Below are 16223 nucleotides of genomic sequence, written 5' to 3'. Positions count from 1 at the left end.
CTTTCAGTTGTAAACAAATCATTGGCCTTTATCCAGGATTTTTTGCTTTAACTCTTTGAAGGAATCCTGGACCATGACTCGGTGGGGTATTTTCATCAGAAGGGCAGTATTTTGATTTAAATACTGTTCAATTAATTGATAAATTTCTATACCATTTTGGCAAAAATGGACTTTACTAGGGTCCATGCCGATTTCAAGTGCTTTTCTGCCGATTTCTGTTGCTTCATCGCCTACAATTATGAGATGATCAAGTTTTGTTTCGACTGCTTTCTCTCCCATTCTTGCATACTGCTCCAGCGCATATATACTCTCGCCCAACTGAGGCATATAGCCTAAAAGGGCGATTTTCATTTTTGTACTTGAAGTTTCTTGTAATACTTCGAGGGCAGAGGCCATAGAAAGAGGAGCAGCATTCCATGTATCGTCAATTATCGTGCACCCGCCTGCTCCAATATGGAATTCCAAATGTTCGTTCATTTGTTCAAATGATGACATTCTCTCACAACATTCCTTTACATCCATTCCTGCAGAGGAAGCTGCTGCAATGGATGCAAGGGCATTATAGACATTTGGTTTGCCGTATCCGGGGACAAAAACAGGAAAAGTTTGATTTTGATGAGCCAGTAAAAATTTCATTCCACCATCTTCATATCGAACATCCTTAGCCTGAAAGTGGCACCCATCAGTGAAGCCGAAATAAATGACATGCTGATAACTATTTACATCCAAAACTTTTTTTATGTTCTCATCATCTGCGTTCAAAATGATGATACCAGTTTGAGGATCCAGCCCATTTATGATTTCTGCTTTTGCCTTCATATAGGCTTCTGGTGTTTTGCTGTCTGTTAGGTGGTATACGTCAATGTTTAGAAGGATTCGTATTTGAGGTTGGAAATATTGGATTGTATTCGTTAGGTAACCAGGTGAGGCAACAGGCATTTCAAATACGGCTGCCTCTGTTTCATCATCAATTCCAAGCAAATATTTCAAATTGAGTGCTCTTTGATTGTTGCTTAGAAATGTAGATTGGACTTTATAACGTTGTCTTAAGATATGTTTTACCATTTGTTTTGTTGTTGTTTTTCCGCACGTTCCTGTGATACCAATAACAGGTATCTGAAAAAGCTGGCGATAATAGGAAATAAAATTCCAGTATGCTTTTTCAATATTCGAAACTTTTATGATAATAAGATCCTCTGACAAATCTTTGAATTTATCAGGGAGTTCAGTCACCACCACAACAGATTTGTATTTATTAAATAATTTCTTTTCAATTTTCATATCATGATAGCGATAAAAAAGTAGGGTAAAGTCTTTTATTTTTTTTGGTCGATAAACAACATTCTGAATCAAAGGGTTCCTCGACCCCTTAACATTGGTAACGCCTATCTGTTCAAGAATATCTTGGAGAAATAGAGGTTTCATACCGTTCCCCCCTCATGATTCAATGATTTTTGATTTTAGCTCTTGAAATGAATCTTGAATCATAACTCGATGGGGAAGTTTAAGAAGTATTGTCGAATCCTGGTTCAAATATGGTTGAAGAATTTGATAGAGTTCATTCCCATCGTTAGAAAAGAATACATTACTTGGGTCCATCCCAAGTTCTATTGCGCGACTTCCAATTTTTTTTGCCTGATCCCCAACAACAATAAGTAAATCCAAATTGGCATCGAATGCCCTGCCACCCATCTTGGCATACTCTTGCTGTGCATAATCTCCATCGCCAAGCTGAGGCATATATCCTAAAAGCGCAATTTTTCTTTTGGAATCTGGTATTTCATCCAATACCTGAAGGGCTGATGTCATGGAAATGGGTGTTACATTCCACGTATCGTCAATGATCGTTGCCCCTCCCACCCCATTCTTGAACTCCAAATGTTCAATCATATGGTTGAACGTTGCCATATCTTCGCAGGCCTCTTTTATTTCTACGCCTGCACTCGAAGCAGCAGCAATGGCAGCAAGTGCATTATATACATTATGTTTTCCACTTCCAGGTACGAAGACAGGATAGGATTGATTCTGATGAAGGAGTGTAAACCGAATACCTTTAGAATCGGCAGTCACGTTTTCCGCTCGATAGTGACAGCCCTCACTTAAGCCAAAATATTGAATAATTTTTGAGTACCTACTTACATCAATTTTTTTAATGTTCGGATCATCACCATTTAGGATCAGTGTTCCATGCACTGGATCTAAATCATGAAGAATTTCGGCTTTTGCTTTCAAATAACGTTCTGGTGTTTTACAGCCCACTAAATGATAGACATCAATGTTTAATATCATCCTTATATTCGGGCGAAAATATTTCAAATAGTCCAGAATATCGCCAGGGTAATCTACACCCATTTCAATAACAGCTGCTCCAGTATTCTCATTAATTCCAAGTAAATATCTGTGACTTCGCTGCCCACCATTAAAGCTTTTATAGGTTGCTTGGACTGTATAACGTTTTTCAAGGATATGTTTAAGCATTTCCTTCGCTGTTGTCTTTCCTGCAGTACCTGTGATTCCAATTATCGGGATACTGAAAAGACTTCGATAATAATCAATGAACCTCCAGTAAGTATCATCAATGTCATCCACTTTAATGATCGTAATTCCATCTCCAAAGCTGGAAAAATCCTTTGGTTTTTCTGTTACAACAATTACAGGAGTTGATTTTCTAAATAACGCGGAGTCAATTTTAGATTTTGTATATATATCGATGAGAAGGGTATTAGGGCCGACCTTTGAAGGTTTGGTAACTACATTTTTTATAAGAGGATTACCCTCTCCCTGTACCAATTCACCACCAATTATCGGGCTAATCTCATTTAAATAAAGTTCTTTCATCTCCTGCTCCTTTCTTCATATTTTTATATAGTTCAAAATTAGCCAATCATTCTTTATAAATATGAGCAAGAAAGAATGCTTATGAGCAGACGTTTTTTTATTCCTAAACAAAAGATATTCCATAGGAGTTCATTTTGTGTAGGAGAATCCTTTTTTTCTATAAATTTATTAAAATACTGTTTTAGTTTATGACCGATCGTAATTACTTGCTATACGTGTTAACCAAAATCCAAAGAAAAGAATAAGTTTATTAATATCCCCTTTTCCAAATAGAGCTGACAAGCTCCATTTCTTGAATTGAATATATAGTTAAATATCATATACGTTTTTTTGCCTATTTTTTTCAAAATGGGTAAAAAAAGGCTACTTGTTTAGTACAACATCACACCGTGATACATATTGATGTAGTGTAAATGTTTATTTAATTTAAAGGAGGAAAATACTTTTATGAATAAAGACATGATGAAGTCTTTGGTCGGAAAAATTATAAAAATTGACCGGGGTGGTCCAGAATCAAGAATTGGAAAGTTACTGGATGTCAATGAGGATCATCTTGTTCTTCTCACAGAAGATGAAGGTGTGGTTTACTACTACACGCATCATATTAAAAGTGTGACGGAGAATGCAAAGGAACAACTGGAATTTAACATTGAAGTTCCTGAGGGTTTTACGTACAAACAAGCAGACAACTTCCATGGTCTGTTGGATCAATTAAAGTTCCAATGGGTCAAAATTAATCGCGGCGGTCCAGAAAAATTAGAAGGTGTCCTAAGCGATATTAATAATGATTTCGTTTCCTTAATCAATAAGGAGGAAATTGTTCGCCTTTCCATGTACCATATCCGCAATATCAGCTATGGATTAAAAATTGAAAAGGCAGAGGAAGAAAAATCAGATAACCAAAATAGCCAAGAAAAAATGTCTTCTTCTGACAAACAATCATCAAAACAACGAGTCGTAAAGTCCGAATCCTCAAAAAGCCAATATGCAAGATAATTAAAGATAAGAACCTTGTCGCTTCTCGAAGGAGAAGCGACAACATTATAAAAGGAGGATTTTTAATGGGTGGAAATAATTTTTCATCGACATTAGATTTATTAATTGGATTTAACGTAAATCTATACGTAGGTGAAGAAGTATATAAAGGAAAATTAATTGGAGTCGAACCCGATCATGTCATTTTAGAAAATGAAAACAACTATATCTTCTATTATAGTCTCGATCAGGTTCAAGCAATCACGAAGAATACGAAACAATTTCAAGGCGAAGATACAGAAACTGAATTCTTAAAAACACAAAGCTTAACGGAAGTATTGCATTCACTGAAACAATCATGGGTAACAATTTTGTGCTTAAACAAGCGGTCATTTAACGGTATATTGAGCCATGTTGATTCAGATTATGCTACATTGATTAGTGGTGAAGAAAGAATTTTAATTAAGTTAACCCATATTTCAAATATTTTAAAAGGTTTTATCCAAAATAATGATAACTCCAACTCCAATCAATCTGAAAAACAGGAAAATGTAAAAGCAGAAGATAATAAAAAGGAAAAGAAAGCGGAAGTTACCGCACAAGTGACTTCCACCGAATCTTCAAAACAAACGGTGGCCTCTTCATCAAAAGAAAGCAAAGCAGAGAACAAATCCGAAGAAAACGTTAAAGTTGTATCGGAAGAAAACGATCAACAAACAAAAGTTTGGTCTCAATCCATTAAGAATGTCACTAAAAAGTTAAATGAGGTTACAACTCAAAAAATCAACAATGAAATTAGAAAGCCTAAAGAAGAACAAGTTCAAAACATCCAAAAGCAAGAAAAACCACGAGCAGCTGAGAACAAATACACGCACATCAAAGAAGAAAAACCACGAGCAGCTGAGAACAAATACACGCACATCAAAGAAGAAAAACCACGAACAGTTGAGAACAAAAACATCCACATCAAAGAAGAAAAACCTGCAGCTCAAAAAGTAGTAACAGAAGCAAAAGTTATAAAAGAAGCAAAAGTTGTAAAAGAAGCAAAAGTTGTAACAGAAGCAAAAGAAGCTCAGGTGACGCAAAAACAAGAACCTATCGCACCAGTTTATAAAGCTAAAGAAATCGTTACTGTACCTAAACAGGCTGCGGAAGAGAACAAGAATGAAACTGCTCAGAATAAAAAGGATGAGACAAGAAAAGTGGAACAGCCAGTCAGAGGCTTCCGTTTTGCTGGTGAACCTGCAACATCAAAGGAAATCGAAAGAACTTCATTCTTCTCCGGATGGCCAAATAGAAGTAATAAGACAAGATTCTAACTCGCAAATTCATAGCTTATGAAACCATATATGAAGTATCCCAAAAATCACTGCGATTTCACTAAACCTTTTAGCATCCTAAGACATTTACAAAATAGTGTTGGGTATGAAATATTTTCAATTCATCGCAAATCCATTTCAACCCAGCTCTTTTTGTAAATTGAAATTAAAAGGAAAGGATGTGAGTTGATGAATTTAAAAGACAATATCGGTAAATATATTAAACTAGAAATCTCTGGAAAAAAGTTTATAAGTGGAATACTCTGTGATATCGGCAGTGACCTATGGGTTGTTTACAATGGATATGATTACCTTTACATTCCAACTATTCATTGTCAAAACTGGCAATTTTTGAAACAGGATGAAATAGATGAAATTAACCTAAATGACGATTTGGCGCCAATATACAATCATAATGAAGAAATTTCATTAAGAAAAACCCTAACAGCAGCAAAAGGCATTTTCACAGAAATTTATGTAACAAGTAAACAAGCACTCCATGGGTATATTATTAGCATTATGAATAACTATTTTGTTTTCTACTCCCCCATTTATAAAACAATGTTTATCTCCCTTAACCATCTAAAATGGTTGATTCCATATACAAACAATCAACGACCTTATGGATTAAGCAATTCTAATCTTCCAGTAAACCCTAGCAACCTTACCTTTGCCAGATCGTTTGAAGTCCAAATTGAAAAATTAACGGGAGAGTTGATTGTATTCAATATTGGTGAAAATGAGAATGTAATCGGAAAAATCCAAGGAATCAAGAATAATTTTGTTGAATTAATTAGCGCTAAAGAAGACCCAGTTTATGTAAATCTTCAGCATATTAAAACGGTTCATATGACATAAAATCCTCAAATTATTTTTGGCAATGAATGAAACAAGCTTATTAATTCAATAACTTAAATAGAGTGTCTAAAATGACACTCTTTTTAAAGGAATTTTATTTATTTTTCACATAAACGGTTTCGGACTTATTTGGGACACGCAAGTATAAGCGTTCAAAGGATATTCCAAATAAAAAAGAAACCAGATACATGGAGCCAATCATGTCAAAAACAACATGCTGCTTGACAAACAGGGTCGATATGATAATTAACCCACCTGTTACATGAATACATAAATTGTTTATCAGATGCTTATTTTTTATATGAAGTGAAGCAAGCATCACCGCAAAGGTTGTAAGTACATGGATACTTGGGAAACAATTATAGGGACGGTCCTTCTTATAGATCCATTGAACCAAGCTGGTTAATAGATCATTTCCTTCAAGGTCAGGCCTCGGTACGGTTGTTTGGAAAAAGAAATAAATAATGAAGCAAATAAACTCAGCAACAACCATTAATATTACAGTTTTAAGATATACCTTTGTATCCTTAAAACAAAAATAGACTAAATAAAAAAAGATGTAACCATACCACAAAATGTATGGAATGATAAATATCGATAAGAACGGAATGGCATGATCAATTGGAGTTGAAAGGTCCACTCCCTTTTGTGCCCGGAGATTTAATAATTGATATATCTTGGCAAGGAGAGGAATCACCAACATGAAAAGCAAGTAGGGTGCTTTCTTCAAATGATTTTTCACGCAGTCACCCCCAAATTACTAATATAATAGTTTACTCAGAATGAAGTAAAAATTTGAAGCTTATTTAAGCGGTTTATAGTTTTGAGCGTACTATTTCCGCCTCATTTACAATCTGATTGATTAGGTCACTAGCACGTAATTTCCGAGCAAGCCTCGGGCTTTGGCCAGCCCAAAGTGACATATATTCGGGATTTCCCGTTGCTGCTGAGTTCTTTCTTATCGCTTTAGTTAATTCGTTTTGTATCGGATAGTCTGGCAATCCATCTTCATAATTGGACAATTTTTCAATGAAGCGATTGTTTACACCTCTGGCCATTTTTCCTGAAAAGGCTTTGGTAACTACAATTTGCTCCTCAGTTGCTTGAATAATCGCTTCTTTATGAATTTTGTTTGCACTGCTTTCTTCGCAAACAAGAAATGCAGAACCCATTTGGACCCCAAGAGCACCAAGGGATTTCGCAGCAATGAATCCTCTTCCGTCCATGATTCCGCCAGCTGCAATAATAGGAATGCTAAGTTGATCAGCCACCTGTGGGAGTAATGACATTAAGCCTATTAAGCTATGTTTATTTTCATTTTGAAAGGTCCCGCGATGGCCACCTGCTTCTGTCCCCTGGGCAACAACAGCATCCATCCCTGCCTTTTCATTAATAAGGGCTTCTGATACCGTTGTGGCAGTTCCGATTAAGACGACCCCGTTTTCCTTAAGTTGATTAACCATTTCAAGCGGTGGAATCCCAAAAGTAAAGGAACAAATAGGCACATTTTCATCCAATATAATATTTAATTGTTCATGAAAACTTTGTAGATCTTGTTCGAAGCTTGGAAGTACGGATTGGTCCTCAGCACCTAGTTCTTCCAATATTGGCTGTAATAATGTTTTGGCATGATGCAGATTTTTTTTATCAGCTTCATATATTGCAGGTACGAATACATTTACACCGAATGGTTTATCAGTTAACTGCTGAACTTCCTTTATCTGAAGCCGGACTTGTTCAGGACTCATATAACCGGCTCCAATCATCCCAAGGCCGCCAGTGTTGGAAACCGCGGCCACTAACTCAGAGGACGTAATCCCCCCTGCCATCGGTGCTTGAATAATTGGATATTTAATCTTTAGCAATCTCGTAAAATCATTTTCCCACAAGACATTCGGCCCCCTTGACCCGATTTTACTTCTAATATTTCCCTATATAAATTTTATCATTGTTTTTATGTGGAGCAAGAATAAATTATTTCAGGACTAGTTTGTTATTGTGATATGATTGACCCATCTGAGATTAAGTTGGTGAAAATGTGGAACGGATTGTTCTATTTGATGGGGTCTGTAATCTTTGTAATCAAAGTGTTCAATTTATTTTAAAACGGGATGCCGATAAAGCCTTTAAATTTGCTTCGCTCCAAGGTGAAACCGGTCAAAAGCTTCTGAAACAATACGGCTTAAATACCGCTCTGAATAGCTTTGTACTCATCGAAAACAATAAACCATACCTAAAGTCAACTGCTGCATTAAGAGTTTGTATGAACTTAAAAGGTGCATGGAGATTATTTCCCTTCTTTTTAGTCATCCCTAAACCCATTAGAGATTTCGTCTATGATGTAGTCGCCATTAATCGTTATAAATGGTTTGGTAAAAAAGAAAGCTGTCTGCTACCTGCTCCCGAATGGAAGGACAGGTTTTTGGAGTGATCTACTTTATTGGTAGCGGAAAAATTTTTTTCAGACTCAAGGGCTGTATGGGTCGTCCATAGTGACCGTGGGGCTTCTTTTTTCGGAATCAGGGGCATTATGAACCGTCCTTAGTGACCATGGGGCTTCTTTTTTCGGAATCAGGGGCATTATGAACCGCCCTTAGTGACCGTGGGGCTTCTTTTTTCGGAATCAGGGGCATTATGAACCGCCCTTAGTGACCATGGAGCGACTTTTTTCAGAATCGGGGGCATTATGAACCGCCCTTAGTGACCATGGGGCTTCTTTTTTCGGAATCAGGGGCATTATGAACCGTCCTTAGTGACCATGGAGCGACTTTTTTCAGAATCGGGGGCATTATGAACCGCCCTTAGTGACCATGGGGCTTCTTTTTTCGTAATCAGGGGCATTATGAACCGCCCTTAGTGACCGTGGGGCTTCTTTTTTCGGAATCAGGGGCATTATGAACCGTCCTTAGTGACCGTGGGGCTTCTTTTTTCGGAATCAGGGGCATTATGAACCGCTCAAAATACCTTCAAAAAAAATCAATGCCATCAAACTAAGAATGGCATTGATTTTTTTTATTTAAGATTTTGGATGATTCAAATCCCAAATGATGCCGAAAGCGTCTTTTACTTTTGCATATTTTGCACCCCAAAAAGTATCCTGTAGTTCCATAAAAACGGTACCTTTTTCACTTAGTGCGTTATAAATTTTTTGAATTTCTTCTTCGCTATCTAATTCTATTGCCAAGGAGATATTACTTCCTACTGTAACTGGATTGCCTGGAAAAGCATCGGAAGCCATTAAAAATAAATCGTCCTTTTTAAATTGTGCGTGAATTATTCTGTCCGCTGCCTCAGGAGGTGTCGGGTAATCTGCTTCTCCATATGTTTGCACGTTTATTACTTCCCCGCCAAATACTTCTCGATAATACTCTAATGCTTCTTTTGCATTGCCATCAAACATCAAATAAGGTGTAGCTTGTCCCTTCAAATTAAACACTCCTCTAAATTTAATACCACTTTATCATTCGATTATTCTAAGTAAAATTCCTTTGTTGAAATAACAAATTTTCGAGTCAACAATAGACTATTTTTTCTATTTATCATTTTTCTATACCTTTATGAAGTAATTAGCTACGAACCCTGATAAGATGCTTTATGAAATTGGCCAATATATTTAAAAAGCAACTTCCCATCTCCAAGTATTTCAGCAACATTTGATAACTTCAGGAACATCGCTTGGTAAGGTTCAGGAACCCAAATGTAGTGGTGGATGTAATCCGTTAAAACAAAACCGCATTTTTGCCAAAAATGGATTCTTGCTAAATTCTCGGGTGTTGCCTCGGATTCCACTTCAATGACCAAACTATCATAGGTTCCGGAGGTTATTGACCATTCCTTAATATAATTAATCGTTTTCAAACCATAACCTTGGTTTTGATAGTCATGGTGAACAGCTAAATAATCAATCAGCAAGGTTTGGGTATCCTTAAGCTTTCCAGTTAGCGCCATCGATACAACTTGGTCACCGATAAAACCAATATGTAAAAAGCAGATTTCTTTCCGGAACATATTACGAATAATTTTTTCTGGTTTAGCGCCCTTTTCAGCAAATGCGTGATGATAAATAGAACTGACCATTTCCCATGTCTTCTCATCCCACTGATGAATCGTTTCGAATATCACAGGTGGCATTCCTCCATAAAAATGAATAAAGCTTTGCTGCTAATTTTACCAAATAGCCCTCGGAACTAAAAAAAAACCTTTGAACAAAAGTCAAAGGTTCCAACGAGAACTTAGTGGTCAAGGCTAAGCTCTCACATTAGGAGGTCTAAACTCAGAAGAATTTAAACATCTTTATATTACCATTTTCTAAAAATTCTTTCAACACTTCAAAGCTGTAAAGAGCAAAAGTGGTTCGAAAGACTCAATTTAATTTGAATTGCTATTTTTTGTTTCAAAATAATCCGTTGACAAGCTTGTATATACAAGTTAGAATGAAAACGTCATCAAAACTTGTATATACAGGTTACAAATTCTCAGTTTGAAAAGGTATTCAACACCTGTATATCTATATAAAAAATAATGTGAATTGGGTTATTCCCATTCACCAGGGGGAAGTCAAATGGCAAAGTACAAAGATCCTTCAAAAGATTTATTGAAACACATTGGCGGTAAAGAAAACATAGCAGCCGTCACCCATTGCGTAACCAGAATGCGATTTGTACTCAACGATCCTAGCAAAGCTGATGTAAAAGAAATCGAGTCGATCGGACTCGTAAAGGGTACATTTACCCAAGCGGGCCAGTTCCAAGTAATCATTGGAAATGAAGTCTCTAGCTTCTACAACGAATTTGTCAAGATAGCTGGTGTAGACGGAACTTCAAAGGAAGAAGCCAAAAAAGCGGCCAAGCAAAATCAAAATTGGATTCAGCGTATGATGGGTCATTTAGCGGAAATTTTCACACCATTAATCCCTGCTCTAGTAGTCGGCGGTTTAATCCTTGGTTTCCGAAATGTAATCGGTGACATCAAATTATTAGATAACGGCACGAAAACCATTATTGAAGTATCCCAGTTCTGGGCCGGTGTTCATTCCTTCCTATGGTTGATTGGGGAAGCGATCTTTCACTTCCTTCCAGTTGGAATCACCTGGTCCGTTGCGAAGAAAATGGGTGCGTCGCAGATCCTGGGTATTGTTCTTGGTATTACCTTAGTCTCACCGCAATTATTAAATGCTTATGCAGTTGCAGGTGCAAAAGAAATTCCAACTTGGGATTTTGGTTTTGCCCACATTAAAATGATTGGGTATCAAGCACAAGTAATCCCTGCTATTCTAGCTGGATTAGTTTTAGGTTTCTTAGAAACTAGATTGCGTAAAATTGTTCCTAACTCAATCTCTATGATTGTTGTACCATTCCTGGCATTAGTTCCAACTGTATTAATTGCTCACACGATTCTAGGCCCTATCGGCTGGTCTATCGGTTCTGGTATCTCTCATGTTGTATACTCTAGCTTAACTTCAGCATTTGGCTGGCTATTCGCAGCAATCTTCGGTTTTGCTTATGCTCCACTTGTTATCACAGGTCTACATCATATGACAAATGCGATTGACCTTCAATTGATGAGTGAACTTGGCGGAACAAACCTATGGCCAATGATTGCCCTTTCAAATATCGCTCAAGGTTCAGCCGTTCTTGCTATGATCTTTATTAATCGAAAAAATGAGGAAGAAAAGCAAGTATCCATTCCAGCAGCGATTTCATGTTACTTAGGTGTAACAGAGCCTGCGATGTTCGGTATCAACTTAAAATATGGTTTCCCATTCCTTGCTGCGATGATTGGTTCCATGGTTGCAGGCGTTGTATCTGTAGCTAGCGGTGTTATGGCAAACTCCATTGGTGTCGGCGGACTTCCTGGTATTTTATCAATCCAACCAAAACATATGGCTATGTTTGCTATCTGTATGTTAATTGCGATTGTGGTTCCATTCATATTAACGAACATCTTTGCAAAAACAGGTGTTAAAAAGTTTTCTGTAAAAAAATAAAACTCCATTAGGAGGGAGACAGACTCCCTCCTTTTTGACATTAGAATCAAAAAAATTTTAGGTGGGTGTTTGAAATGGCAACATCATGGTGGAGAAACGCAGTGGTATATCAAATCTATCCAAAAAGTTTTTATGATACATCAGGAAATGGTACTGGGGATATCCAGGGTATTATCGAGAAACTCGACTATTTAAAAAATCTCGGTGTTGATGTCCTATGGCTCACCCCTATCTATCAATCTCCTCAGCGTGATAACGGGTATGATATAAGTGATTACTACCGCATTCACGATGAATATGGAACAATGGAAGATGTTGATCGGCTGCTTGAAGAGGCCCATAAACGCGGGCTTAAAATCATTATGGATATTGTCATCAACCATACGTCAACCGAACATGAATGGTTTAAACAAGCAAGATCCTCTAAGGATAATCCTTACCGTGATTTCTATATTTGGAAGGATGGGGTGAACAGCGGACCTCCGACCAACTGGGAATCAAAATTTGGAGGTTCTGCTTGGGAATATGATCAGGATACGGATCAATATTACCTTCACTTATTCGACGTCACTCAGGCAGATTTAAATTGGGAAAATGAAAAAGTTCGCGAAGAGCTTTATGAATTGATGCATTTTTGGCTCAAAAAAGGTGTCGACGGCTTCCGGCTTGATGTGATTAATCTTATTTCCAAAGACCAGCAGTTTCCTCAGGATGACAGTGACGGACGCAAATTTTATACAGATGGACCGCGGATTCATGAGTTTCTTCATGAAATGAATGATAAAGTTTTTTCAAAATACGATATCATGACAGTTGGTGAAATGTCCTCAACGTCGATTGATAACTGTATTGGGTATACCAATCCTGAACGTGAAGAATTAAACATGATTTTCAGTTTCCACCACTTAAAAGTAGACTATCCAAATGGTGATAAATGGACGAGTGCGGAATTTGACTTTCATGCCTTGAAGCAAATTCTTTCCAAGTGGCAGTTGGAAATGAATGAGGGCGGCGGCTGGAATGCCCTTTTCTGGTGCAACCATGACCAGCCTCGTGTAGTATCCCGTTTCGGTGATGACAAAAAATATCACAAAGAGTCGGCCAAAATGCTGGCAACGGCTTTGCATATGATGCAAGGAACCCCTTATATATATCAAGGGGAAGAATTCGGAATGACCAACCCGGACTTTTATTCCATCGACGATTACCGCGATGTTGAATCGATAAATATTTTTAACATCAAGAAAAATGAAGGCCTGGATGAACAAGAAATTATCAAAGTCCTTAAGCAAAAATCCCGGGATAACTCTAGAACTCCTCTTCAGTGGAATGCTAGTTCTCATGCAGGCTTTACAACTGGATCCCCTTGGATTGAAACAGCAGCCAATTATCCAGAGATTAATGCTGAGAACGCACTTCAGGATTCAACTTCCATCTTCTATCACTATCAAAAGCTAATACAATTAAGAAAAGAATATGATGTGATCACGGAAGGTAATTTCGAGTTAATTTTAGATCACGATGAAGAAGTATTTGCTTACGTTAGGACGAATGGGCCGGAAAAGTTACTGGTCATTAACAATTTTTATGCGAACGAAAAGTTGATCACCCTTCCTGCCTACTTACATCTTGATGATTATATTAGTGAAATGTTAATCTCAAACTATACAGATTCCCCTTCACTAAAAAGGGAAGTCCAGCTGCGGCCATATGAGTCGCTTGTGTATCACCTGAAAAAATGAACGGAGAGGTCAACATGACGAACAAGTATCTAACCATATATAACACCATTGTCGAGCAAATCAAGAGCAGTGAAATTCCACCGCAGACGCTTCTTCCTTCTGAAAATGAATTATCCGAACAATTCAACACCTCCAGGGAAACAATTAGAAAAGCGTTGAATTTGCTGTCGCAAAATGGCTATATTCAAAAAGTTAGGGGCAAAGGTTCGATTGTGATTGATCTTTCGAAGTTTGATTTTCCCGTTTCCGGCTTGGTCAGCTTTAAAGAACTGGCACAAAAAATGGGCAGAAAACCAAAAACTATTGTGAATGAGTTTTCCTTAATCAAACCCGAAACCTATATCCGGCAGCAACTTCACCTTTCAAGCAAAGATCTCGTTTGGAAAGTAGTTAGAACGCGGGAAATGGGCGGAGAAAAAATTATTTTAGATAAAGATTTCTTAAGTAAAAAGTATGTCCCCAATTTAACTGAAGAAATTTGTGCGGATTCCATTTATCAGTATCTTGAAAACGACTTAAACATGACCATCAGTTTTGCCAGAAAAGAAATTGTCGTGGAAGAGCCTACCAACGAGGATCGCGCCCTTCTGGATTTGGAGGGCTTTCATAATATCGTTGTAATCAAAAACTATGTTTATTTAGATGATGCAAGCCTTTTCCAATACACAGAATCAAGGCACCGTCCTGATAAATTCCGCTTTGTGGACTTTGCGCGGAGATCGCGGTAATTCAAAAGGAGACCTCTAATATATCAAAGGGATCTCCTTTTTCATGTTTTTTTCATTCAGGTATTGTTTACTGCCAGATAATCTTTCAAAGCGAATTGTAGTGTCCCTTTGAAATCCGCTACCAGGTCCAAATTTATACCCAAATGAATCAATGTCTTGACTATTTCTCTACGTAAACCCGTTAAAACCAAAATTTCCAGAAAATTAATAGGTTAAATTATCCTAGTTCTATATTAATTTTGAAAAAAGAATCCTTAATTAGGTAAAATAATTGTAATTAGTTATGGGGGGATGAGTATGTGCGGTCGGTTCACATTAACAGCAAGTGTCGAGGAAATTATTGAGAGGTTTTTGATCGATTCTTTTTTAGAAGAAGAATTATTTTCGTCCAGTTATAATATCGCCCCCTCACAGTCCGTCTTAGCGGTCATTAATGATGGAAAATCAAACCGAATGGGATTTTTAAGATGGGGATTAATCCCGCCATGGGCAAAAGATTTGTCCATTGGTAATAAAATGATCAATGCCCGTGCCGAAACTTTAACTGAAAAGCCAAGTTTTCGCAAAGCTTTTATGAGAAAGCGATGTCTAATCGTTGCTGATAGTTTCTATGAATGGAAAAGGCATGAAGATAAAACGAAAACACCGATGCGAATTAAACTTAAAACGGATGAATTATTTGCGATGGCAGGTCTTTGGGAGCAATGGAAATCACCAGAGGGTAAATCAGTGTTCTCTTGCTCGGTTATTACAACCACTCCAAATGAATTAATGGAGGATATTCATGATCGGATGCCCGTGATTTTAAAACCCGATGATGAAAATACCTGGCTCAATCCCACTATTTCCGATACTAACTTTTTAAATCAATACCTAGTGCCGTTTGATCAAAATCTTATGGAGGCTTATGAGGTTTCTTCACAAGTAAATTCTCCTAAAAATAACAGCATTAATCTCATTCAAAAAATTTGTTAAAAATTTTTTTGAAAATGGACATGTTCACTACATGCACGTCCATGCTTGTTCATATGATGTATTACCCATAAAAGTTTTCCTTCTTTGGAAAGTGGTTACGCCACTTTCTTTTTTTTATTTTCCTCCCAATTAAAATCCCTTATAATGGATAAAGAATTGGAAAATGGAGAGGAGAATTTGGATGGATCAGATCGTCGATAATTTTCGAAATATTCCTACAACGTGCATTTCAGACGCTATGGATGGATTAAATAACCTCCACCCTTCGATTAAACCGCTTAAGGAAGAATATAAAATAGCTGGACGAGCCTTCACGGTTAAAATTCCGGTTGGTGACAACCTTGCTGTCCTAAAAGCAATTCGGGAAGCAAAGCCTGGCGATATTCTCGTTGTTGATGCAAAAGGTGATCAATATCGAGCGATTGCAGGAGATTTTATCGCTGGAATGGCACAAACCCTTGGTATTGGCGGAATCGTTGTTGACGGTGTGATACGCGACATCGTTGGAATCAAGCAACTGGATTTTCCAGTCTTCTCTAAAGGAACAGCTGTTGCAGCAAGTGGAAAAGCTGGCGTGGGTGAAATAAATGTTCCGATATCATGCGGTGGTACTGCAGTCAATCCAGGCGATATTCTCGTTGGCGATGCCGACGGAGTCGTGGTCATCCCTCAAACAATCGAACAGGAAGTATTAACAAATTCCCTTGATAAATTGAAAAAGGATCAAGCTAGAGAAGCTGGTATTTCCGGTAGCCGGGAAGCGATTATCAAATACTTGGATGAGATGTTATCAAAATAATAC

At 37.4% G+C, this 16223-nt stretch carries 15 protein-coding genes; 9 read left to right on the top strand and 6 right to left on the bottom strand.

The genetic code is table 11. The annotated features are described in order from the left end of the window. Positions 1 to 18 precede the first annotated feature (18 nt). Positions 19 to 1425 (bottom strand): Mur ligase family protein, encoded by a 1407-nt coding sequence (locus AC59HZ_RS16835; protein ID WP_496546940.1) that lies wholly within the window; start codon positions 1423 to 1425, stop codon positions 19 to 21. Between the two features lie 12 nt (positions 1426 to 1437). Further along, a complete protein-coding gene (locus AC59HZ_RS16830; protein WP_496546939.1) occupies positions 1438 to 2838 on the bottom strand; it encodes a UDP-N-acetylmuramoyl-tripeptide--D-alanyl-D-alanine ligase in 1401 nt (466 codons plus the stop codon). Positions 2839 to 3285: 447 nt separating this feature from the next. Between AC59HZ_RS16830 and AC59HZ_RS16825 the strand changes: the two genes are divergently transcribed. From AC59HZ_RS16825 to AC59HZ_RS16815, 3 genes are all read left to right on the top strand, one after another. Next, entirely contained in the window at positions 3286 to 3834 is a 549-nt protein-coding gene (locus AC59HZ_RS16825; RefSeq protein WP_496546938.1) for a YwrJ family protein, read from the top strand. A gap of 65 nt (positions 3835 to 3899) precedes the next feature. After that, a complete protein-coding gene (locus AC59HZ_RS16820) occupies positions 3900 to 5132 on the top strand; it encodes a hypothetical protein (protein ID WP_496546937.1) in 1233 nt (410 codons plus the stop codon). Between the two features lie 189 nt (positions 5133 to 5321). Next, positions 5322 to 5990, top strand: coding sequence for a YwrJ family protein (locus AC59HZ_RS16815; protein WP_496546936.1), 669 nt, complete (start codon positions 5322 to 5324; stop codon positions 5988 to 5990). A gap of 94 nt (positions 5991 to 6084) precedes the next feature. On the opposite strand, the gene AC59HZ_RS16810 is transcribed toward AC59HZ_RS16815, so the two are convergent. Both AC59HZ_RS16810 and AC59HZ_RS16805 read right to left on the bottom strand, forming a co-directional pair. Then, positions 6085 to 6732 (bottom strand): phosphatase PAP2 family protein, encoded by a 648-nt coding sequence (locus tag AC59HZ_RS16810; protein ID WP_496546935.1) that lies wholly within the window; start codon positions 6730 to 6732, stop codon positions 6085 to 6087. A 73-nt stretch (positions 6733 to 6805) separates the two neighbouring features. Next, positions 6806 to 7879: an NAD(P)H-dependent flavin oxidoreductase gene (locus AC59HZ_RS16805; RefSeq protein ID WP_496546934.1), complete on the bottom strand. Its 1074-nt coding sequence runs from the start codon at positions 7877 to 7879 to the stop codon at positions 6806 to 6808. 149 nt (positions 7880 to 8028) lie between these two features. Here AC59HZ_RS16805 and AC59HZ_RS16800 point away from each other — a divergent pair, with 149 nt between their 5' ends. Beyond that, positions 8029 to 8421, top strand: coding sequence for a thiol-disulfide oxidoreductase DCC family protein (locus AC59HZ_RS16800; protein ID WP_496546933.1), 393 nt, complete (start codon positions 8029 to 8031; stop codon positions 8419 to 8421). A gap of 585 nt (positions 8422 to 9006) precedes the next feature. Here AC59HZ_RS16800 and AC59HZ_RS16795 read toward each other — a convergent pair. Together AC59HZ_RS16795 and AC59HZ_RS16790 are read right to left on the bottom strand one after the other, a co-directional pair. Continuing rightward, positions 9007 to 9417 (bottom strand): VOC family protein, encoded by a 411-nt coding sequence (locus AC59HZ_RS16795; RefSeq protein WP_496546932.1) that lies wholly within the window; start codon positions 9415 to 9417, stop codon positions 9007 to 9009. A 143-nt stretch (positions 9418 to 9560) separates the two neighbouring features. Next, positions 9561 to 10112: a GNAT family N-acetyltransferase gene (locus AC59HZ_RS16790; protein WP_496546931.1), complete on the bottom strand. Its 552-nt coding sequence runs from the start codon at positions 10110 to 10112 to the stop codon at positions 9561 to 9563. 439 nt (positions 10113 to 10551) lie between these two features. Between AC59HZ_RS16790 and treP the strand changes: the two genes are divergently transcribed. The 5 genes from treP (at position 10552) to AC59HZ_RS16765 (ending at position 16220) form a co-directional block, all read left to right on the top strand. Continuing rightward, entirely contained in the window at positions 10552 to 11976 is a 1425-nt protein-coding gene (treP, locus tag AC59HZ_RS16785) for a PTS system trehalose-specific EIIBC component (protein WP_496546930.1), read from the top strand. 74 nt (positions 11977 to 12050) lie between these two features. Further along, a complete protein-coding gene (treC, locus tag AC59HZ_RS16780) occupies positions 12051 to 13718 on the top strand; it encodes an alpha,alpha-phosphotrehalase (RefSeq protein WP_496546929.1) in 1668 nt (555 codons plus the stop codon). A 14-nt stretch (positions 13719 to 13732) separates the two neighbouring features. After that, positions 13733 to 14446, top strand: coding sequence for a trehalose operon repressor (treR, locus tag AC59HZ_RS16775; protein ID WP_496546928.1), 714 nt, complete (start codon positions 13733 to 13735; stop codon positions 14444 to 14446). Positions 14447 to 14743: 297 nt separating this feature from the next. Further along, the gene (locus AC59HZ_RS16770; RefSeq protein WP_496546927.1) at positions 14744 to 15421 is read left to right on the top strand and encodes an SOS response-associated peptidase; all 678 of its coding nucleotides are present in this window, start codon (positions 14744 to 14746) and stop codon (positions 15419 to 15421) included. Between the two features lie 181 nt (positions 15422 to 15602). Then, positions 15603 to 16220: an RraA family protein gene (locus AC59HZ_RS16765; RefSeq protein ID WP_496546926.1), complete on the top strand. Its 618-nt coding sequence runs from the start codon at positions 15603 to 15605 to the stop codon at positions 16218 to 16220. Positions 16221 to 16223 lie beyond the last annotated feature (3 nt).

Source organism: Neobacillus sp. DZ-9, assembly GCF_059587065.1.
Note: the sequence above shows the minus strand (reverse complement) of the source record. Positions and strands in the feature narration are given on the sequence as shown.